Origin of the sequence: Citrobacter sp. JUb117 (genome assembly GCF_024809055.1) — a bacterium.
Classification (GTDB): domain Bacteria; phylum Pseudomonadota; class Gammaproteobacteria; order Enterobacterales; family Enterobacteriaceae; genus Citrobacter; species Citrobacter gillenii.
Genome location: NZ_JANUFB010000012.1, coordinates 16,804 through 38,395, shown reverse-complemented (window position 1 = coordinate 38,395; position 21,592 = coordinate 16,804). Strand labels below are relative to the sequence as shown.

General features: G+C 53.0%; 19 protein-coding genes and 4 tRNA genes. 3 read left to right on the top strand and 20 right to left on the bottom strand.

What is annotated here, in order from left to right:
• The first annotated feature begins 18 nt into the window (after positions 1 to 18).
• Positions 19 to 1,212, top strand: a complete 1,194-nt coding sequence (gene hemX, locus M2374_RS20875; RefSeq protein ID WP_137363613.1) for a uroporphyrinogen-III C-methyltransferase — start codon at positions 19 to 21, stop codon at positions 1,210 to 1,212.
• A gap of 2 nt (positions 1,213 to 1,214) precedes the next feature.
• Positions 1,215 to 2,414, top strand: a complete 1,200-nt coding sequence (gene hemY / locus M2374_RS20870; protein ID WP_181689149.1) for a protoheme IX biogenesis protein HemY — start codon at positions 1,215 to 1,217, stop codon at positions 2,412 to 2,414.
• 634 nt (positions 2,415 to 3,048) lie between these two features.
• On the opposite strand, the gene M2374_RS20865 is transcribed toward hemY, so the two are convergent.
• The 20 genes from M2374_RS20865 to trxA all read right to left on the bottom strand — a co-directional run bounded on the left by M2374_RS20865 (position 3,049) and on the right by trxA (position 20,178).
• Positions 3,049 to 3,125: transfer RNA gene (locus M2374_RS20865), tRNA-Pro, on the bottom strand.
• 41 nt (positions 3,126 to 3,166) lie between these two features.
• A tRNA-Leu gene (locus tag M2374_RS20860) sits at positions 3,167 to 3,252 on the bottom strand.
• A 20-nt stretch (positions 3,253 to 3,272) separates the two neighbouring features.
• Positions 3,273 to 3,348 (bottom strand) — tRNA-His (locus M2374_RS20855).
• A gap of 56 nt (positions 3,349 to 3,404) precedes the next feature.
• Positions 3,405 to 3,481: transfer RNA gene (locus tag M2374_RS20850), tRNA-Arg, on the bottom strand.
• Between the two features lie 102 nt (positions 3,482 to 3,583).
• Positions 3,584 to 4,969: an amino acid permease gene (locus M2374_RS20845; RefSeq protein ID WP_181688604.1), complete on the bottom strand. Its 1,386-nt coding sequence runs from the start codon at positions 4,967 to 4,969 to the stop codon at positions 3,584 to 3,586.
• A 278-nt stretch (positions 4,970 to 5,247) separates the two neighbouring features.
• Positions 5,248 to 5,988 carry a lipopolysaccharide N-acetylmannosaminouronosyltransferase gene (gene wecG / locus M2374_RS20840; RefSeq protein ID WP_096758936.1) on the bottom strand — a complete coding sequence of 247 codons (741 nt, stop codon included), beginning with the start codon at positions 5,986 to 5,988 and terminating at the stop codon, positions 5,248 to 5,250.
• 2 nt (positions 5,989 to 5,990) lie between these two features.
• Positions 5,991 to 7,343 (bottom strand): ECA oligosaccharide polymerase, encoded by a 1,353-nt coding sequence (wzyE, locus tag M2374_RS20835; RefSeq protein ID WP_096758937.1) that lies wholly within the window; start codon positions 7,341 to 7,343, stop codon positions 5,991 to 5,993.
• Positions 7,340 to 8,419 carry a TDP-N-acetylfucosamine:lipid II N-acetylfucosaminyltransferase gene (locus tag M2374_RS20830; protein WP_115259852.1) on the bottom strand — a complete coding sequence of 360 codons (1,080 nt, stop codon included), beginning with the start codon at positions 8,417 to 8,419 and terminating at the stop codon, positions 7,340 to 7,342. Before M2374_RS20830 ends, wzyE begins: the two co-directional genes overlap by 4 nt.
• Positions 8,416 to 9,666, bottom strand: a complete 1,251-nt coding sequence (gene wzxE / locus M2374_RS20825; protein WP_117343790.1) for a lipid III flippase WzxE — start codon at positions 9,664 to 9,666, stop codon at positions 8,416 to 8,418. Before wzxE ends, M2374_RS20830 begins: the two co-directional genes overlap by 4 nt.
• A gap of 1 nt (position 9,667) precedes the next feature.
• A complete protein-coding gene (rffA, locus tag M2374_RS20820) occupies positions 9,668 to 10,798 on the bottom strand; it encodes a dTDP-4-amino-4,6-dideoxygalactose transaminase (RefSeq protein WP_096758940.1) in 1,131 nt (376 codons plus the stop codon).
• 4 nt (positions 10,799 to 10,802) lie between these two features.
• Positions 10,803 to 11,480: a dTDP-4-amino-4,6-dideoxy-D-galactose acyltransferase gene (gene rffC, locus M2374_RS20815; protein ID WP_181688605.1), complete on the bottom strand. Its 678-nt coding sequence runs from the start codon at positions 11,478 to 11,480 to the stop codon at positions 10,803 to 10,805.
• Positions 11,458 to 12,339: a glucose-1-phosphate thymidylyltransferase RfbA gene (rfbA, locus tag M2374_RS20810; RefSeq protein ID WP_096758942.1), complete on the bottom strand. Its 882-nt coding sequence runs from the start codon at positions 12,337 to 12,339 to the stop codon at positions 11,458 to 11,460. The genes rffC and rfbA overlap by 23 nt, the downstream gene beginning before the upstream one ends.
• An 18-nt stretch (positions 12,340 to 12,357) precedes the next feature.
• Positions 12,358 to 13,425, bottom strand: a complete 1,068-nt coding sequence (rffG, locus tag M2374_RS20805; protein ID WP_135912803.1) for a dTDP-glucose 4,6-dehydratase — start codon at positions 13,423 to 13,425, stop codon at positions 12,358 to 12,360.
• Complete coding sequence (gene wecC, locus M2374_RS20800; RefSeq protein ID WP_146716620.1) at positions 13,425 to 14,687, bottom strand: UDP-N-acetyl-D-mannosamine dehydrogenase; 1,263 nt, start codon at positions 14,685 to 14,687, stop codon at positions 13,425 to 13,427. Before wecC ends, rffG begins: the two co-directional genes overlap by 1 nt.
• Positions 14,684 to 15,814: a non-hydrolyzing UDP-N-acetylglucosamine 2-epimerase gene (gene wecB, locus M2374_RS20795; RefSeq protein ID WP_174361537.1), complete on the bottom strand. Its 1,131-nt coding sequence runs from the start codon at positions 15,812 to 15,814 to the stop codon at positions 14,684 to 14,686. Before wecB ends, wecC begins: the two co-directional genes overlap by 4 nt.
• 55 nt (positions 15,815 to 15,869) lie before the next feature.
• Entirely contained in the window at positions 15,870 to 16,916 is a 1,047-nt protein-coding gene (gene wzzE / locus M2374_RS20790) for an ECA polysaccharide chain length modulation protein (RefSeq protein WP_174361538.1), read from the bottom strand.
• Between the two features lie 11 nt (positions 16,917 to 16,927).
• Complete coding sequence (wecA, locus tag M2374_RS20785; RefSeq protein ID WP_217439117.1) at positions 16,928 to 18,058, bottom strand: UDP-N-acetylglucosamine--undecaprenyl-phosphate N-acetylglucosaminephosphotransferase; 1,131 nt, start codon at positions 18,056 to 18,058, stop codon at positions 16,928 to 16,930.
• Positions 18,059 to 18,249: 191 nt separating this feature from the next.
• A complete protein-coding gene (gene rho, locus M2374_RS20780) occupies positions 18,250 to 19,509 on the bottom strand; it encodes a transcription termination factor Rho (RefSeq protein ID WP_096758948.1) in 1,260 nt (419 codons plus the stop codon).
• 78 nt (positions 19,510 to 19,587) lie between these two features.
• Positions 19,588 to 19,716 carry a rho operon leader peptide gene (locus M2374_RS20775; protein ID WP_102191218.1) on the bottom strand — a complete coding sequence of 43 codons (129 nt, stop codon included), beginning with the start codon at positions 19,714 to 19,716 and terminating at the stop codon, positions 19,588 to 19,590.
• Positions 19,717 to 19,848: 132 nt separating this feature from the next.
• Positions 19,849 to 20,178 carry a thioredoxin TrxA gene (gene trxA, locus M2374_RS20770; RefSeq protein ID WP_001280776.1) on the bottom strand — a complete coding sequence of 110 codons (330 nt, stop codon included), beginning with the start codon at positions 20,176 to 20,178 and terminating at the stop codon, positions 19,849 to 19,851.
• 117 nt (positions 20,179 to 20,295) lie between these two features.
• Between trxA and rhlB the strand changes: the two genes are divergently transcribed.
• On the top strand, positions 20,296 to 21,564 hold the full coding sequence (gene rhlB / locus M2374_RS20765) for an ATP-dependent RNA helicase RhlB (protein ID WP_096758950.1): 1,269 nt from the start codon (positions 20,296 to 20,298) through the stop codon (positions 21,562 to 21,564).
• The last annotated feature ends 28 nt before the right edge of the window (positions 21,565 to 21,592 follow it).

Sequence of the window (21,592 nt, the reverse complement as noted above, 5' to 3'; positions counted from 1 at the left end):
TCATAATGGGATGCCATAATGACGGAACAAGAAAAATCCTCCGCCGTGGTTGAAGAGACCAGGGAGGCCGTGGAAACAACACCACAGCCAGTCAAAGCAGAAAAAAAGAACCACAACAACACCGCACTGATCCTGAGCGCAGTGGCAATTGCGATTGCACTGGCGGCGGGCGTGGGTCTGTATGGCTGGGCGAAACAGCAGGCAACAACGCAAACAGCAACCAGCGATGCGCTGGCGACTCAGCTCATCGCGCTACAAAAAGCGCAGGAAAGTCAGAAGAGCGAGCTGGAAGGCATTATTAAACAGCAGGCCACACAGCTGGATGAAGCCAGTCGACAGCAGGCCGCGCTGGTCAAACAGCTTGATGAAGTCCAGCAGAAGGTCGCCACCATCTCCGGCAGTGATGCAAAAACCTGGCTGCTGGCACAGGCTGATTTCCTGGTGAAACTGGCCGGACGTAAATTATGGAGCGATCAGGACGTTACGTCTGCGGCAGCGCTGCTGAAAAGCGCCGATGCCAGCCTGGCAGACATGAACGATCCCAGTTTGATTACCGCCCGTCGCGCCATCACCGATGATATCGCCAGCCTGTCTGCGGTTTCACAGGTCGACTACGACGGCATTATCCTCAAGGTAAATCAGCTCTCCAACCAGATTGATAACCTACGCCTGGCGGACAACAACACCGACGATTCACCGATGGATTCCGACAGCAGTGAGCTTTCCAGCTCTATTAGCGAATGGCGCGTCAATCTGCAAAAAAGCTGGCAGAACTTTATGGACAGCTTTATTACCATTCGCCGTCGCGATGAAACTGCCGTTCCGCTACTGGCACCAAATCAGGACGTTTACCTGCGTGAAAATATCCGTTCTCGCCTGTTAGTCGCCGCACAAGCCGTGCCACGTCATCAGGAAGAAACCTATCGCCAGGCGCTGGAGAATGTCTCCACCTGGGTACGCGCCTATTACGACACCGACGATGCAACCACCAAAGCGTTTCTTGATGAAGTGGATCAGCTAAGCCAGCAAAGCATCAGTATGAACGTGCCGGACACGTTGCAGAGCCAGACCATTCTCGAGAAGCTCATGCAAACCCGCGTGCGTAATTTACTGGCACAGCCAACAACCTCTCCAGCCGAGGCTGAAACTGCACCTGCACCTGCACCTGCACCTCAGGCTGACACGCCGGCAACCGCGCCGCAGGGAGAATAATGATGCTAAAAGTATTATTGCTCTTTGTGCTGCTGATCGCCGGGATCGTCGTCGGCCCAATGATCGCCGGTCATCAGGGATACGTGCTGATCCAAACAGACAACTACAACATTGAAACCAGCGTGACGGGTCTGGTGATCATCCTGATCGTCGCCATGGTCATTCTGTTTGCGATTGAATGGCTGCTGCGCCGTATTTTCCGCACCGGTGCGCATACGCGCGGCTGGTTTGTGGGTCGCAAGCGCCGCCGTGCACGTAAGCAGACCGAGCAGGCTCTGCTCAAGCTGGCAGAAGGCGACTATCAGCAGGTTGAAAAACTGATGTCGAAAAATGCCGATCACGCGGAACAGCCGGTAGTCAATTATCTTCTGGCAGCAGAAGCGGCTCAGCAGCGTGGTGATGAAGCTCGCGCTAATCAGCACCTTGAACGTGCAGCTGAACTGGCCGGGAACGATACAATCCCGGTGGACATCACCCGTGTTCGCCTACAGTTGGCCCGCAATGAGGACCACGCCGCGCGCCACAGCGTCGACAAGCTGCTGGAAGTGACGCCGCGTCACCCGGAAGTTCTGCGTCTGGCTGAGCAGGCTTACATTCGCACCGATGCATGGAGTTCCTTACTGGATATCATTCCTTCTATGGCCAAAGCACGCGTGGGTGATGAAGAACACCGTGCCATGCTGGAACAACAAGCCTGGGTGGGCCTGATGGATCAGGTTCGCGCCGATCAGGGTAGTGAGGGTCTACGCGCATGGTGGAAAAACCAGAACCGTAAAACCCGTCATCAGGTTGCCCTGCAGGTCGCCATGGCTGAGCATCTGATTGAGTGCGACGATCATGATACGGCACAGCAAATCATCATTGAGGGTCTGAAACGCCAGTATGACGACCGCCTGGTACTGCCTATCCCGCGTCTGAAAACCAACAACCCTGAGCAGATAGAAAAAGTGCTGCGCCAGCAGATTAAAGCCGTGGGCGATCGCCCGCTTCTGTGGAGTACGCTTGGTCAGTCGTTGATGAAGCACGGTGAATGGCAGGAGGCAACGATCGCCTTCCGTGCGGCCCTTAAACAGCGTCCGGATGCCTACGACTACGCCTGGCTGGCCGACGCGCTGGACAGACTGCATCAACCGGAAGAAGCCGCCACGATGCGTCGTGATGGCCTGATGCTGACGCTACAGAACAACACTCCTTCGCAGTGATTCCCTCTTGCCCGGTGGCACTTCGCTTACCGGGCAATCGTATACACAAAATCATTCAAGATGCATCAAGGCGGCAAGTCTGGGAATCCCCAGGAGCTTACATAAGTAAGTGACTGGGGTGACAAATCTGTCAGGAACAGATTTGAACGCTGTTTGCGGCGGCCCCGTAGGGGTGAGGCCCAAGGATGGGCCGAATAACCCAGGCGTAGCCAACAAAGAGGCAGCTTGAAGGATGACGTGTATATGCATAAAAAAACGCCCGCTCTTTTGGAGCAGGCGTTAAACAGGTCTGTATGACAACATAAATGGGTGCTTCACTCAACGTTATGTCCATGGTGTTTGATGAGGCTAACGCGACATCTGTCAGTGGACGATAAGCACCGGAAACGGCTCTGCGTCATTCCTGAGTTTATGAGGCCAGATGGCGAACATAAGAGATGGAATGAGCATCTACACGCATATTATTGCACAAGGCATGCCATGATTGCACTGCAAAAACTAGGTATTCGGACTTTTTAAGACATCAGGTAATTCGGGACATGGCAGCGATATCACACAGGTCTTTCTTTGTGTAAGTGCCTGAAAGAAGAGAAAATCAGAAAACAAAAAACCCCGCCGAAGCGGGGTTCAAAATTGGTCGGCGAGAGAGGATTCGAACCTCCGACCCACTGGTCCCAAACCAGTTGCGCTACCAAGCTGCGCTACTCGCCGTTTTACTGCTTTTTGAATTTTTAGTTCAATTCTTTAAGTCGTGGTGCGAGGGGGGGGACTCGAACCCCCACATCCTAAGGACACTAACACCTGAAGCTAGCGCGTCTACCAATTCCGCCACCTTCGCATTTCACAACTTTAAATTAATGGGGTGGCTAATGGGATTCGAACCCACGACAACTGGAATCACAATCCAGGGCTCTACCAACTGAGCTATAGCCACCACTGCAAATCTTTTACGCGGTATTAAAACCACCGCAGCTCTGGCACCCTACTAAATGGTGCGCCCGACAGGATTCGAACCTGAGACCTCTGCCTCCGGAGGGCAGCGCTCTATCCAGCTGAGCTACGGGCGCTTAGCGCCGTTGCGAGGCTGGATATTACGGAGGTCTCGGTCTGCTGTCTAGTGCTTTTTTAAAATAAATTATCTTTTGGTCACGGAATGTGCGTTTTGTCGCTTATTCCTCCAATTTTTGGCTTTCCCCATGCCGATTCAGACCAAAAACCTTATAAATGAGCGTCACAGCCAGTATGAAGCCCATACCCACAAACAGCGACATTCGGGTATCTTCATTAAAATACATGCCGATCAATACGCAAATCAGGAACGCCATCGTCAAATAATTCGCCCACGGGAACAGAATGGAGCGGAAAGGATGGCTGGCAATCGCCTCTTTGTGTGCCTGACGAAAACGCAGCTGGCTAATCAGGATAACAAACCACGGTACCATCCCCGGCAACACACTGGCGCTATAGACATACACAAAGACACGCTGCGGATTCGGAATAACGTAATTCAGGCATGAGCCAATCAGCAAGATGGCGATAGAAATCGCTATGCCAGCAACCGGCACGCCATGACGAGAGACTTTTCCAACAACGGCAGGTAGTTGACGGTTCTTCGCCAGCGCGTACAGCATACGACCACAGCTATACATCCCGCTGTTGCAGCCAGACAGTGCGGCGGTCAGGACCACGAAGTTGATAATCCCGGCCGCAGCGGTAATTCCAATTTTGGCAAACGTGAGAACGAACGGGCTGCCGTTGCTGCCAATCTCATTCCACGGGAAGATAGTGACGATCACAAATATCGCGCCGACGTAGAAAATCAGGATACGCCAAAGCACTTTCCCTACCGCGCTACGCAATGTGACCTGCGGATTTTTGGCTTCACCCGCCGTGATGCCGATCAGCTCCACCCCCTGGTAGGAGGCCACCACGATACATAACGCGGTCAGGAAGCCTTTCCAGCCACCGGCAAAAAAGCCGCCGTGCTCGGTCAAGTTGCCGAAACCAATCGCCTGACCGCCATTACCAAAGCCAAAGAAGATAACGCCGACCCCAATGACGATCATCACAATGATGGTGGTCACTTTGATCATCGCAAACCAGAACTCAATTTCACCGTACAGCCGAACCGCCGCCAGGTTTGCCAACGCCACTAACCCGACTGCAATCAGCGCGGGTATCCACTGTGCCATATCCGGGAACCAGAACTGCACGTAGACGCCAATGGCGGTAATTTCCGAGATCCCCACCGCCATCCACATAAACCAGTACGACCAGGCAGTGAGATAACCAAAGAAGGGGCTCATATAACGGTGGGCATACACCGCGAATGAACCGGCAACCGGCTCCAGAAACAGCATCTCGCCCATGGAACGCATAATGAAAAAGACGAACAGCCCGGCGACAATATAGGCCAACAGAACTGATGGCCCCGCCCATTTGAGGGTGCTGGCGGCGCCCATAAACAATCCAACGCCAATAGTGCCCCCAAGGGCAATTAATTCGATATGACGAGCCTCCAGCCCACGCTGTAGCTCAGGTTTACTTTCTGCCATAAATCCTCTTGTTGTGTTTGTATGCTTTCCGGTATGACCGGTTATCGTTATGGGTACATCGTTTTTTGCCATAACAGGCCATACGGCGCCGACCGCTTGACGGTTGGCACCCAAAACACCACGGCACTATCATGATTGTTGCGAATGGTTTCCTAAAATCACTTAAATGGCAATTAAAGCATTCAAAAAATGAATAGATTGTTTGAGAAAGCAGCGATTATGTTGTGAATAAGTAGCGCACTCAGCAGAATGCGCTACATACCAAAGAAGGGAGGAAATCAGAGATTGCCGGTATAGTGCCAGCGCAGATAACGTAATAAGCGAAGTTGACGCGTGATACGGCTCGGCTGCGACAGCAAGCGGTATAGCCACTCCAGCCCGAGGTTTTGCCAGACTTTAGGCGCACGCTTTACATGGCCAGTAAAGACGTCGTAGGTGCCACCCACGCCCATATACAGCGCATCGGGATGAACCTGGCGGCAATCACGCATAAAGATTTCTTGTTTCGGTGACCCCATCGCTACGGTAACAATCTGCGCACCGCTGGCGTGAATCCGCTCGAACAGCGCCTGACGCTGCTGCGGCGTAAAATAGCCGTCCTGGCTGCCCACAATGTTCACGTTCCATTGTGTACGCAGTTTTGCTTCCGTCTGCGCCAGCACCTCCGGCTTGCCGCCAATCAGGAAGACCGGCGTTCCTTCCCGGCCTGCTCGTGCCATTAAGGCCTCCCACAGATCGGCACCGGCCACACGTGAAACCTGGGCCTGTGGAAATTTTTTTCGCACGGAACGCACGACGCTGATCCCATCAGCGTATTTGAACTCAGCGGCATCGATCAGCGCGCGTACCTCAGGGTTATCTTCCGCTGTCAGCAACTTCTCAGCATTGATCGCCACCAGCGTCCCCTGCCTAAGATGCCCTTCTGCAAACAGGTAATTCAGCGCATGCTGCATATCGCGCCAGCCAATCAGTTGTAATCCGCGCAGTGAATACAACGGCGCAGTGGTGTTATCAGTCATTACTATCCTTCAACCTGTGTCCGGGGCAGCGATTTTATGCGTTTATGAATCAGTCCGGCACTGTCAAACAGCCAGAACAACAGTTTTGCCACCAGCAAACAGACACCAAAAATCACGAGGAAAAAGACCACTCGCGAGACAAACGAATCCAGTCCTTCACGTGCTAACACGATCATATTGAAAATGGCACCGAAACAGAAACTGTGCAAAATCGCCGACTTGTAGCGGTTTGTTTCCCGGTTACCTAACTCGTACAGCCAGTCGAACCATTTGATGATAAGTCCAACCACAATCGCGCCTAACGGGATAAACAACGCCCCGCCCATCACCACCAGCGAGCCAATTAATGTTGGCGAGATAGCCAGCCCCGAGTGGTTGTTCAACACTTCCCAGGTAAAGTAGTTCGCCGAATTGAGTACGATGCTCGGTCGCCCAGGCCACAGCCAACTGGGGATAAACACATAGAAGTCACGCACGATCGGCGCCAGACCCTGGAACTCAATATTGTGGTAATTCTGCAGCAACAATGCCAGGTTTTCCCACGGCGAGAAGGTGTCGCGCGTCAGATACAGGAAAGTATAGAACGCTTCGTCTCCGCTGACGTTCATGCCGTAGCGCTTCAGCGCCAGCCAGAACATCCCCACAATGCCCAGCACGCCAGCGGCCGCCAGCATCCACAGCGAAATCCAGCCGCGAATAATGCCGATAAACAGGAAGATGGCAAAGGCGATGATGATATTGGCGCGCGTGCCGCCGACAATCATATAGGTCAGCAAGCCAAACGCGACGGTGCTTACCAGAAAAAACAGCCACGCTTTACTGTCCTGACGCAGGAAGTACACCACCAGCATCGCTGGGATGAAGAAGTAGAAGAAGCGCTTCAACGCCACACCGGAAACTTCACTGGAGAAGATCTGGCTGTAGGACTGCAGTCTGAACAGCAGGAAGCCGTTGTGCATAAAGAATATGCCCACGCTCACTAGCGCAATCGCCATCAATATTATCCACGTCAGATGAGCCTCAACGCGGTTGATAGTAAACAGTGGCTTACGCGGTCTTTCCGCCGTTCGCCTGCGTAAACGGGTTTTATAGGTCACGTAATAGACAGCATAGAAACAGGCGGCTGACAGCAGCGCCTGCAGCAGAATTTCCGGCGGGGCCACCGCCACGTCGAAGCGGAATACCAGCACGCTGGTCAGCGGAAAGCCAAAGAAAAACGTCAATAAAAACAGCAATGAGAAGAACACATTGAAGTTAAAGCGTACCCGTCGGAACTCAAACCAGGTCAACGTGGCGATAAACAGTGTGGAGAGCAGCCACACCACCAGCAGACCGCTGAATTGCATCAGGCTCATACCGTTTCTCCGGAAGCAATTTTCAGCGCGTTATGCCACGGCTGTAGGTAATTCGGGCTAAAGAAGGTAATGGCGCTCTTATCGACCGAGGCCAGCTGACGCTGCGCTTCGCGCACAATACCTTCATTGAGTTCATCGGTGGTAAACAATACCGGCAAGTTTTGCTCTGCCATATCCTGCCAGAAGGGGTTTTCGCGGTTAAGCACACACGGAATACCGGCCTGGATCAACAGACACAAGGTGCCGATCCCCTGCTGACGAGCAAAAATAAAGTAGCCCAAATCGCACTGACGCAGTAACGCCAGATAAGCCTCAAATTCCAGCTTTTCGCTGAGAATGTGCAGGTTTTCCGCACGAAATAATGCCAGTCCAGCCTGACGAACGTCATCGATATACGCCGCATTATTGGCAGGGTAACCCATGGGCACAATCACGTTCACCGTATCGCCAAACTGCTGATGCACGGCGCGCAGCGCGGCAATATGTTCATTGCTGCGGTCGCCGGAGTTTCCCACCAGAATGGTCATTTTCCCGCTGCGTTCACGCCCGTCGCTCATCGTATTGAGCGATGGATCCATGCGCGTCGGGAAATACAGCAGCTCACCGCGCACGCGCGGATGCAGCCCAGCGAAATAGCGCAAATCACCCCGCGTGGCAAACACGCAGCCCACGCGGTTTTGCGCCAGCCGACGAAGCGGATAAAACAGGCGGAATTTCAGTCCACTGGAGACTTCATACAGATCGGCGCCCCAGATGTGCCAATAAAACTGCTCGGGTTTAATTCCCCCACTCAGCAGTGCCAGCCATAAGCTGGTATTGAACTGACCGTGAAAGAAGAAACGCTGTTGACGATCCGCTTTCGCTTTCTTAATAACCGCCTCTGCCAGCGCCTTTTTCCCGCTATAGAAACTCAGCGATAACGCCGGGCAGCTTTCGCTGAATCCCGCATCCTGACCGGCAACCATAAACACGCGCGCGTGCTCGCTCGTCGCAGCCAGCGAGTCGTTGAAAAACCGCAATACGGTTTGGTTATGGTGAGGGATATCCGATCCCAGAACGTGAATCAGTACTGTCATGCCCGCCTACGCCAGAGTAAAAATACGCCGCAACAGAGAGAAAAATAGACCACATAGGTTGCCATATATGCCTGGGCTGCTCCCAGAGCGCCATGCGCAGGGATCAGCCAGTGGGCAAATGCCGTCAATAACGTGAACTGGCTAATTTCAGCCAAAATATAAAACCGTAGCGACGCTTTCGCGATCACCAAATAGCCAAAAACGTAAGCCCCTACTTTCAGGACATCGCCCACCAGCTGCCAGGCAAATAGATCGCGCATCGCGGTAAATTTAGCCGAAAACAGCAGCCAGATAGCAAAGTCACGCAGCAGCCAGACGGTGAAACTCGCGGCAGCAACCGCCGGTAGCACAAACTTCAGCGACTTTACGACCTCGCGCGAAATGTCATGCTTTTCAGTTAAGCGCGACAGCGTCGGCAGCAAGTAAACGCTGAATGAGGCGGTGATAAATTGCAGATACGCATCGGAAATACTGCTCACCCCCTGCCAGATCCCCACGTCATCCCAGCTGTAATGGGCTGCCAGCAGGTTTCGCATCATTACGTACGCCACCGGCAGCGTCACGGAGGTGACCAACGCCATCAGCGTGAACTTGCTTAACTGCCCGGCCAGACCGTTATCCCAGCAGGGTTTCAGGTAGCGCAGTGGGATAGTTCCACGCTTAATCAACATCGCAGCAGCGGGGATCACTACCAGCGCAGGCACCAGCGCCAGCCCTAACAACGCACCTTCGTAACCCCCGAGACGATAGCAACCATAATAGGCCACCACGCCCACCAGGCTACCGACAATCAGCGATAGCGCATTGCCGGCAGCATCGCGAAAACCTTTCATCAGCGCCAGCAGCAGGTTCGCCCAGGCTATGCCCATCTGTACCAGTGCAACCAGCCGCACTAACCCTTGATAATGCGTATGACCAAATAAACCCTGGCTGATCGGCGCTGCTGCCAGCAGAAAAAGGGCGGCCATCAGCGTGGAGAATCCCAGCACCATCGCCGAAGAGGTACCGACCACACGGCGTAACTGCGCCGGATCGTCATGATGCTGTGCGACGTACTTCGTGACGCCGTTGAATATTCCGGCCCCCGCCAGTACACCGAGCACGGTAACCATCTGGCGGAAGTTACCCGCCTGCCCCACACCCGCCGGACCAAATGAAACCGCCAGCAGTTTCACCACCAGCAGGCCCGCACCAATTTTTACCAGCGTACTGGCTGCCGTCCACAGGGACGCTTTAGCAAGCGACATATCAGGCGAAGTAGTTCAGTAAGGTCGTAATCACTGTGCGCTGGTTGACCGGCGACAGATTGTAAAACAGCGGCAGGCGCAGCAGACGTTCGCTCTCCTGAGTGGTGTAACGATCAACTCCGGCAAACTCACCAAATTTATCGCCAGCCGGGCAATCGTGCAGCGGGATATAATGGAATACCGCCATGATTTCGGCTTCTTTCAGGAAGTTGATCAGCGCACTGCGATCGTCGATATCGCGCAGCTTGATGTAAAACATATGGGCATTTTGCACGCAATCCTGCGGTATGGAAGGCAGTTCAATACGCCCGGCGCGTGCCAGCGGTTCCAGCGCATCATAATAATTCTGCCACAGCGCCAGACGCTGCTGGTTGATACGATCCGCCGCTTCCAGCTGCGCCCACAGATAGGCGGCCTGCAGATCGGACATCAAATAGCTGGAACCAATATCTCGCCAGGTGTATTTATCCACTTGGCCACGGAAGAACTGGCTACGGTTGGTCCCTTTTTCGCGGATGATCTCAGCACGTTCGATTAATTTTTTATCATTAATCAGCGTGGCTCCACCTTCGCCACCCGCGGTGTAATTTTTGGTTTCGTGGAAGCTAAAGCAGCCAATATGACCAATTGTTCCCAGCGCGCGGCCTTTGTAGGTCGACATCACGCCCTGAGCGGCATCTTCCACCACGAACAGGTTGTACTTAGCCGCCAGTGCCATAATGGTGTCCATTTCGCAGGCAACGCCCGCGTAATGCACCGGCACGATAGCGCGGGTTTTGTCGGTGATCGCCGCTTCAATCAGCGTTTCGTCAATGTTCATGGTATCCGGGCGGATATCGACAAAGACGACTTTGGCCCCACGCAGCACGAAGGCGTTGGCGGTGGAGACAAAGGTGTAGCTCGGCATGATCACTTCATCGCCAGCCTGGATATCAAGCAGCAATGCCGCCATCTCAAGCGAGGCGGTACAGGAGGGTGTCAGCAGCACTTTCGCGCTGCCAAAATGTTGCTCCAGCCACTGCTGGCAACGACGGGTAAAACCGCCGTCACCGCACAGTTTTCCGCTGCTCATCGCAGACTGCATGTATTCAAGCTCGGTGCCCACCACCGGCGGTGCGTTAAATGGGATCATGTTGTCACCTGTATAACCAGTACGCGGTGCTTTCTACATTGGCACCGCTCTGTATGTAACGTTTAAGCGCGGCGATATTGCCCATCTGGGTCGCCACGCGCAATGTTGTTTTACCGCGAGCCTGCGCCCAGCACAGCGCAGCCTGCATCAGTTCTGCGCCCGCACCGCGACCAGCCAGTAGGCCAATACGCGCGTCGGTCTCATTCAGTTCACGCAGTGAGACATAGCCACGAATATCGCCAGCCTGTGTGCGAAAAACGAGACACTGATGGTCGAACGTGCCCAGTACGGCATTTTCAATCCACTGCGCGTAGAAACGCGCGCTGGCATCTGGCGCATACCACGGCGCACGAAAACGGCTTTGCGCGAACGCCTGCCCCGCCAACTGGCGTAACGCCTGGATATCTGCAGTTTGTGCGACCTGCGCGCTGGGATTGTCATAAACGCCCGTGACCGACAGCGCTAAATCCACTTCCCCTTCGACCAGCGAGAAACCCAGCTGCTGCAATGCATCTAACTCCTGGGCGTTCGCCGCAGGAATTTTCGCCTGTACCCGCTCCCAGGGCTGCAACGAATCCGCAGTCAGAACCGGCGCATGCGGGTCAACACGCACAATGGCGCTCTTCACGCCAAAGAACGTATTCTCCCAATTCAGCGGCTCAATACTGGCGCGGACGAGCACGGAGTAGCTCCAGCAGATATTGACCATAACCGGTTTTAGCCAGAGAACTGGCGGCACGCTTCACGCCTTCATCATCCAGCCAGCCGTTGCGCCAGGCGATTTCTTCCAGGCAGGCAATTTTAAAGCCCTGACGTTTCTCAACCGTCTGTACGAACATACTCGCTTCAATCAGGCTGTCATGCGTACCGGTATCCAGCCAGGCAAAACCACGGCCGAGCAGTTCCACCGTCAGGTTACCCGCGTCAAGATACATCTGGTTGATGGAGGTAATCTCCAGCTCTCCACGCTCGGAAGGCTTCACGCGTTTTGCGTACTCCACCACCTTGCTGTCGTAGAAATAGAGTCCCGTCACCGCCCAGTTAGATTTCGGTTCTTTCGGCTTCTCTTCCAGCGAGACGGCGCGGAAATTGTCGTCAAACTCCACCACGCCGAAACGCTCAGGATCCATAACCTGATAGCCAAATACCGTCGCCCCTTCCGTTCGGGCAGCAACGTGGCGCAGTTTTGGACTAAATCCCTGCCCAAAGAAGATGTTGTCACCTAAAACCAGACAGGAAGGCTCACCGTTAAGGAACGTTTCCCCGATGATAAACGCCTGCGCCAGTCCGTCCGGGCTGGGCTGCTCGGCATAATGCAACTCAATGCCAAACTCAGAGCCATCGCCCAGCAAACGCTGGAAATAGCCTTTATCTTCCGGCGTGGTGATAATCAGGATTTCACGGATCCCCGCCAACATCAGCACCGATAGCGGGTAGTAAATCATCGGCTTGTCGTAAATCGGTAATAGCTGTTTCGATACGCCACGCGTAATGGGGTACAGGCGAGAACCCGACCCTCCCGCCAAAATGATACCTTTCATGCGTAACTCCTCCGGAAATTAACCCTTCAGACCTAAACGTTCACCCTGGTAGCTGCCATCCTGCACGGGCTTCCACCACGCCTCATTCGCCAGATACCATTGCACGGTTTTGCGCATGCCACTCTCAAACGTTTCCTGCGGCATCCAGCCAAGTTCACGTGCAATCTTCGACGCATCAATGGCGTAACGTTGATCGTGGCCAGGACGATCGTCAACAAAGGTGATCAGTGAGCGGTACTGCGCAAGGCCCTGTGGCTTGTTGGGGGCCAGTTCTTCCAGCAGGCAGCAAATCGTCTCGACTACGTCCAGATTCTTACGCTCGTTGTGCCCGCCGATATTATATGTTTCCCCCACGGCCCCGGTGGTCGCTACGCAATACAACGCGCGGGCATGATCCTCCACGTACAGCCAGTCGCGGATCTGCTGCCCGTTGCCGTATACCGGCAGCGGTTTGCCAGCCAGCGCGTTAAGAATCGTCAGTGGGATCAGCTTTTCCGGGAAGTGGTACGGGCCGTAGTTGTTGGAGCAGTTGGTAATCAGCGTAGGTAAACCGTACGTACGTAGCCAGGCACGGACCAGATGGTCGCTACTGGCTTTCGATGCGGAATAAGGGCTGCTTGGTGCATACGGCGTGGTTTCAGTGAAAAAATCATCCGTAGAATGAAGATCGCCATACACTTCATCGGTCGAAATATGATGGAAACGAAACGCCGATTTTTTCTCATCGGTTAATACGTTCCAGTAAGCGCGCGCCGCTTCCAGCAGGGTGTAGGTACCCACAATATTGGTTTCGATAAACGCAGCCGGACCATCAATGGAACGATCAACGTGGCTTTCCGCCGCCAGGTGCATGACGCAGTCTGGCTGATACTGTTGAAAGACAGCGTCAAGCGCAGCCCGATCGCAGATATCAACTTTCTCAAAGGCAAAACGGTCATTCTGTGCGACCGGCGTTAGCGACATCAGGTTGCCGGCATAGGTCAGTTTATCGACCACCACCACAGCATCCTGCGTCTCGTTAATGATATGCCGTACAACCGCGGAGCCGATAAATCCGGCGCCACCGGTGACCAGAATTCGTTTCATTATCGCCAGACTCCTTTGGTATCAACCACGTACTGCTGGTGTACCGCATCGCCTTTAATCGCTTTAAATTCATTATGGTCGACCAGCATCACCAGCACATCAGCGCTTGCCAGTGCGTCGTCCAGTTTCGCCAACATACACAGGCCATCCAGTTTTTTTGGCAGTTGATGAACATTCGGTTCCACCACCAGCGTTTCACCGCCGTGCCACTGGGCGATACTCAGCGCGATACCCATCGCCGGGCTTTCACGTAAATCGTCAATATTCGGTTTAAATGCCAGGCCAAAACAGGCAATTTTTACCTCGCTGGCGCGTTTGTTTGTCTTCGCCAGACAATCCGCTACGGCGGCTTTTACCCGATCAACAACCCAGTGAGGTTTGCCATCATTGACTTCACGGGCGGTGCGGATCAATTTCGCCTGCTGCGGGTTCTGCGCCACAATAAACCATGGATCGACTGCAATACAGTGACCGCCAACGCCGGGGCCAGGTTGCAGGATATTGACGCGCGGGTGTCGGTTCGCCAGGCGAATCAGTTCCCAGACGTTAATCTCCTGTTCGGCGCAAATCAGCGACAGTTCATTGGCAAAGGCGATATTCACGTCGCGGAAGCTATTTTCAGTAAGTTTACACATTTCCGCCGTGCGGGCGTTAGTCACCACACATTCACCTTCAAGGAAGATGTTGTACAGCTCGCTGGCGCGCGCGGAACAGACGGGCGTCATCCCGCCAATCACGCGATCGTTTTTAATCAGCTCGACCATCACCTGGCCCGGCAGCACGCGCTCTGGACAATAGGCAATATTGACGTCTGCCTGTTCCCCAGCCTGTTGCGGGAACGTCAGATCAGGCCGAATTTCGGCAAGCCATGCGGCCATCTGCTCGGTCGCCCCGACGGGTGACGTTGACTCGAGGATCACCAGCGCGCCTTTTTTAAGCACCGGTGCCACTGACTTCGCCGCCGCTTCGACGTACACCATATCGGGTTCATGCTCCCCTTTGAACGGGGTAGGCACAGCGATTAAATACGCATCCGCTTCCGTGGGTTTGGTGGTCGCCCGAAGATACCCCTCTTCTACAGCTGTTTTCACCACCGCACCGAGGTCGGGTTCAACGATATGGATCTCACCACGGTTAATGGTGTCCACCGCATGCTGATTAACATCTACGCCAATCACGTGTTTTTGACGGGAAGCAAAAGCAGCTGCGGTTGGCAGCCCGATATAACCCAGCCCAATGACAGAAATGGTCGTAAAACTCATAGCGATATCCGATTGTTTTTTAACGCGTCTAAAATGCGACCACACGCTTGCCCATCGCCATACGGATTATGGGCTCGGCTCATGGCCTGATATTCATCTTCGTCATGCAGCAAGCGCGTGACTTCTTCCACAATACGCTGCGGATCGGTCCCCACCAGCCGCACCGTGCCTGCAGTAATGGCCTCCGGGCGCTCCGTCGTTTCGCGCATCACCAGCACTGGCTTGCCCAGAGATGGGGCTTCTTCCTGGATACCGCCAGAATCGGTCAGGATCAGCCAGGCGTGGTTCATCAGCCAGACAAACGGCAGGTACTCCTGCGGCTCGATCAAAATCACATTGTCAACGTGACCCAGGATGCGATTAACCGGTTCGCTGACGTTAGGGTTCAGGTGCACCGGGTAGACAATCTGCACATCCTGATTCGCCGCTGCAATTTCTGCCAGCGCATGGCAGATTTGCTCAAAACCGCGACCAAAGCTTTCCCGACGATGACCGGTCACCAGGATCATCTTTTTATCCGCGCTCAGGAAAGGATAATGCTCAGCCAGTTCGGCCCGCAGTTCATCCCTCGCCAGTACGCGATCGCGAACCCATATCAACGCATCAATCACCGTATTGCCGGTGACAAAAATGCGGTTATCGGCAATGTTTTCGCGTAACAGGTTCTGCCGCGAGTTTTCAGTAGGTGCAAAATGATACATCGCCAGACGCCCGGTCAGCGTGCGGTTTGCCTCTTCCGGCCAGGGAGAATAGAGATCGCCGGTTCGCAACCCAGCCTCAACATGTCCGACAGGAATACGCTGATAAAACGCGGCCAGACTGGTGGCAATGGTCGTCGTCGTATCACCGTGTACCAGTACGACATCCGGTTTAAACTCAGCCAGAATCGGCTTTAACCCTTCAAGGATTCGGCAGGTAATTTCGGTGAGTCCCTGACCGGGCTGCATAATATTGAGATCGTAGTCAGGCACAATGGAAAAGAGGTTCAACACCTGATCAAGCATCTCCCGATGCTGCGCGGTGACGCAAACTTTCGCCTCAAAATCAGGATCTTTTGCCAGCGCATGAACCAGAGGTGCCATCTTGATGGCCTCCGGTCGCGTGCCAAATACAGTCAGTACTTTCACATCGATTCTCTTCGGATTGGCAGCGAGGGCCCAGCCCCTCACTGCAACGGTATTGCTAAATCGGGCGGCGACGGGTTAACGCGACACCGGCACCGATCAAGGCCCCAACAATGCCCCACATAATCATCAGGAAGGCACGGCGCGGGCTATCACGTTTTACCGGTTCTTCCGGCGTCCGCAAATAACGATAGGTCTGAAAACGTGGGTCCAGAGTAGGACCGACGTTCAGCGTATTGAGCATGGCTCTGTTTTGGAAATAATCCAGATCGAACTCTGGACCAACGGCCTGCAAGTTTTCGAGTCGCGCCTGCAGCATAGGACGTCCGAGCAAAAACAGCTCAGAGTCCGGTAATTCTTCCGCAGGTACATCGGTTGAAGTGCGAGAAATATTATGTTGCTCGGCTATTTTGAGCGCCTGTTCAATGTTGTGAGCCCGACGAGAAAAGAGTGATTTCGCCACCTCTTCCTGGCGTTTAACCTGCGCTTTCATCTGTACCGTGCGCGCAGCCCACGCGCCTTTTAACTCATCGTTCAGATGGCGTGCTGCACGCTGGCTGGCAAATGCCACATACTGGCGCAGCAGGTTGTTAGCATCTGGCGCCGTTTCCGCAATCAGCTTCACGCTGTCATTGGTGTTGCGCTGTGCATCACCAGGCATAAATTGAATGTTATTAATCAGCTCATCCAACAATGCCGCATCGGCTTTACTGTTGCCGACCATCCGTTGCTTAAAGTAATCGGTCTGCTGCCAAAACTCACGGCGCGTATCCCACGAGGCAACCTGCATGACAAATTCTTTATACGCTTCGTCCATCACTGACGGTTGATCCGCGGGAGCCAGGCTAGCCTTAATATCCAGGTTACGTAAAAACTGCTGCTGAGAGTAATAGCCCCCCAACATATTCACCGTAGGCCGGTCAGAAATGGCGGTCGCACTCCACTCCTGCCGCGCAAAAAACGTATAAGCGAGAGCAACAAGCGCAAAGACGAGGGCCATACCGACAATCCATGCCTTCCCTGCCCACAAGGTCCGAAACAACCCACGGATGTCCAGTTCATTTTCAGTGTTCACGGCACGCTCTCCCGGTAATGGCTGTGTCATCGCATCCTCATTTACTTGGTTAAGTTTGGTTTGTTTTCGCGGTTTCTTCGCAGTCTACGCTTCACTCGCTTAATAAATCTTGCCACCTTCCATGCTCGCTTAATGCAGTAACCATAAAGCCCAAACGCCAGTAAAAATAATAACAGCATGGCCCATTCTGGGACTAAACGAAAATACTCTGTCAGTACGCCAATAGCGGCCAGAATAGCCGCTGCTAATGTAATCAGAACAAATGCCTGCCGGGAAGTAAACCCGGCACGCATCACCAAATGATGAATATGCTGGCGATCGGCGGAGAAAGGACTCATACCTTTACGCAAACGGCGGTACATGATGGCCACCATGTCCATCAAGGGAATGGCGATAATCCACAGCGCAGTGACTGGGCTAATAGGATGGGTTTTACCCTGTGTAGTTTCCAGCAAAATCCAGATAACGGTAAAACCAATCAGCGTACTACCCGCATCGCCCATAAACACTTTGTAGCGACGACCTAACACGCCGAGGTTGAGCAGAATATACGGCAGAATGGCGGCAATCATCGCAAAGCACCAGATTGCCAGGCTAGTTTGTCCATCAAACCACAGGATGAATCCCATCGCTGCAAAGGACACACTGGACAGTCCACCTAACAAGCCATCAATACCATCAACCATATTGAAAGCGTTAATCGCAGCCCAGACTGCGAAAAGAGTCAGGAAATAACCAAAAGGACCAAGTAGCAACTCCCAGGGGCCAAAGATAAATCCCAGACTACTCAGATACAGATTGCCTTTTATCATCATCACAATAGCAATCGCAGCTTGAACAACAGCGCGTATTTTTACGCTTATGTCAAAACGATCGTCCAGTGCACCAACGAATACCAGCACACCAGCACAAAAGAGGTATAACGAGGCATGTGGAATGTAATAGTCCGAAAGACCAAACATAAAATTGATTCCTGCGAACACAGAAATCCCGCCCACTAAAGGAATGATGCCTTGGTGCCGTTTACGGAAATTTGGCTTATCCACCAACCCTATTTTTATGGCTACTTTTCGCGCAAAAAAAATAAAAATTGTGGTGAATAAAAAGATACTGATTAACTCAGAAAAAGCAGCGAGTAAATTCACAGCGCATGTGCTCTCAGCATATATCATTTCCTTAAAGTATAATGCGTTACGACGATCCCTTGAAGAGACCATTTAAAACATTACACTACTGACCCACTTGTTGTTCATGTTGCTCATTGTGAGCGCCATATCATGACAAGTTTATCTGGCCAGGCATTAGGATGAATCGTAAAAGCAAAACGCCACGTAAAACGTGGCGTTTTCAGAGGATGCCCGACTTAAGAGCGCTTCATCATATCGAAGAAGTCGTCGTTGGTCTTGGTCATCGCCAGCTTGTTAATGAGGAATTCCATCGCGTCGATTTCACCCATCGGATGAATGATTTTGCGCAGGATCCACATTTTCTGCAGCTCTTCCTGAGTGGTGAGCAGCTCTTCTTTACGGGTACCGGAACGGTTGTAGTCGATAGCCGGGAAGACGCGTTTTTCAGCAATCTTACGCGAGAGGTGCAGTTCCATGTTGCCGGTACCTTTAAACTCTTCATAGATAACTTCATCCATTTTAGAGCCGGTATCGACCAGCGCAGTCGCGATGATGGTCAGGCTGCCGCCCTCTTCCACGTTACGTGCCGCACCGAAGAAACGCTTCGGACGGTGCAGGGCGTTGGCATCAACACCACCAGTCAACACTTTACCGGAAGCCGGTACCACTGTGTTGTAGGCACGCGCCAGACGGGTGATGGAATCAAGCAGGATGATAACGTCTTTCTTGTGCTCAACCAGACGTTTCGCTTTCTCGATAACCATTTCCGCAACCTGAACGTGGCGAGATGCGGGTTCGTCAAAGGTGGAAGCAATCACTTCACCTTTAACCAGACGCTGCATCTCAGTCACTTCTTCCGGACGTTCGTCGATCAGCAGTACCATCAACACGCAGTCTGGGTGGTTGTACGCGATGCTCTGTGCAATGTTCTGCAGCAGCATGGTTTTACCGGCTTTCGGTGGTGCCACAATCAGACCACGTTGGCCGCGACCGATCGGAGACGCCAGATCCAGGACACGAGCCGTTAAGTCTTCTGTAGAACCGTTACCACGTTCCATACGCAGACGTGAGTTTGCGTGCAGCGGGGTTAAGTTCTCGAACAGAATCTTATTACGCGCGTTTTCCGGCTTGTCGTAGTTAACTTCGTTAACTTTCAACAATGCAAAGTAACGCTCACCCTCTTTAGGAGGACGAATCTTACCGGAAATGGTGTCACCAGTGCGGAGGTTGAAACGGCGGATTTGGCTAGGGGATACGTAGATGTCGTCTGGGCCTGCGAGGTAGGAACTGTCTCCAGAACGAAGGAAACCAAATCCATCCTGCAATATCTCCAGCACACCGTCACCAAAGATATCTTCGCCACTCTTTGCGTGCTGCTTCAGGATGGCAAAAATAATGTCCTGCTTGCGCATACGAGCCAGGTTTTCCAGGCCCATATTTTCGCCGAGAGTGATCAGCTCAGAAACCGGCGTATTCTTTAATTCGGTAAGATTCATAATGGTGTGAGTTCTTAAACTTGGGGTAAATCTCGAACTTAATGTTGTGAATGGTATGGCAGGGTCATCCATGCCTGTTTACGGCCATCGACTCATGTCTGTTCGCTGTCTGGTCACAGGAAAGTACGCAGAACTGAAACGACAAGACGGATTGAGCGACAAGCCAGGAATCTGTCCACTTCTCGCGCGAGAAACAACGGGAAGCATTGGATAAACAAGATTCAAACTTAATAAGGTATGTTTAATACGAAGTCAACACTAACTTAGCACGACTCAAGTCGGGCGTCCAGTCATCCGAAGAATTTTGGAATCAGGTCGCCCGAACTTGATAATTCCATCTTACGCCAGGTTAGCGTCGAGGAACTCTTTTAGCTGACCTTTGGACAGTGCGCCGACTTTTGTCGCCGCAACTTCGCCGTTTTTAAACAGCAGCAGGGTCGGGATACCACGGATACCATATTTCGGTGCGGTGCCTGGGTTTTGGTCAATGTTCAGTTTCGCAACCGTCAATTTACCCTGATACTCGTCAGCGATTTCATCCAGAATTGGAGCGATCATTTTGCACGGACCGCACCACTCTGCCCAGAAATCAACGAGGATAGCTCCGTCCGCTTTGAGTACATCCGTGTCAAAACTGTCGTCTGTCAGGTGAATAATTTTATCGCTCATAATAACTCCACAGGAAAAAGCCTGGTGTGTTGGTGTAGCATTAACCAACTAAAGGTTGACTTTATTTCACCGTATACGCTTTCGTAAAGCAATAGTAAGCTGATATTCTACCACACTATGAGCAAAACACATTTAACAGAACAGAAGTTTTCCGACTTCGCACTGCACCCACAGGTGATAGAAGCCCTTGAAAATAAAGGGTTTCATAATTGCACGCCCATTCAGGCACTGGCCCTCCCGCTAACGCTGGCAGGTCGTGATGTCGCAGGACAGGCGCAAACCGGAACCGGGAAAACGATGGCGTTTCTGACGTCAACGTTTCATTATCTTCTCTCTCATCCCGCGATTGCCGATCGCAAGGTGAACCAACCGCGTGCGCTAATTATGGCGCCAACGCGTGAGTTAGCCGTGCAGATCCATGCCGATGCGGAACCGCTGGCGCAAACTACCGGTCTGAAATTAGGCCTGGCTTATGGCGGCGACGGTTACGACAAACAGCTGAAAGTGCTGGAAAGCGGCGTCGATATCCTTATCGGCACCACGGGCCGTCTCATTGACTACGCAAAACAGAACCACATCAACCTGGGTGCCATTCAGGTCGTGGTACTGGATGAAGCCGATCGCATGTACGATCTGGGCTTTATTAAAGATATCCGCTGGCTGTTCCGTCGGATGCCGCCAACCAACCAGCGTCTGAATATGCTGTTTTCCGCGACCCTCTCTTACCGCGTTCGCGAACTGGCGTTCGAACAAATGAACAACGCCGAGTACGTAGAAGTCGAACCGGAACAGAAGACGGGCCACCGTATCAAAGAAGAGCTCTTCTATCCTTCAAACGAAGAGAAAATGCGTTTACTGCAAACGCTGATCGAAGAAGAGTGGCCAGATCGCGCCATTGTTTTTGCAAACACCAAGCACCGTTGCGAAGATATTTGGGGCAGCCTTGCCGCTGACGGTCATCGCGTCGGTCTGCTGACCGGTGACGTGGCACAGAAAAAACGTCTGCGCATTCTGGAAGAGTTCACCCGTGGCGATCTCGACATTCTGGTTGCAACCGACGTTGCCGCGCGTGGTCTGCATATTCCGGCTGTTACGCATGTATTTAACTATGACCTGCCGGATGACTGCGAAGACTACGTACACCGTATTGGTCGTACCGGTCGTGCAGGCGCAAGCGGACACTCCATCAGCCTGGCCTGCGAAGAGTACGCGTTGAATTTACCTGCTATCGAGACCTATATCGGCCACTCGATTCCGGTCAGCAAGTATAACCCGGATGCACTGATGACCGATTTGCCGAAGCCGCTTCGCCTGACGCGAACGCGCCCTGGTAATGGCCCACGCCGCACCGGTGGTGCTCCGCGTAATCGTCGTCGTTCAGGTTAAGAAACGTTATGCCATACACAAAATCATT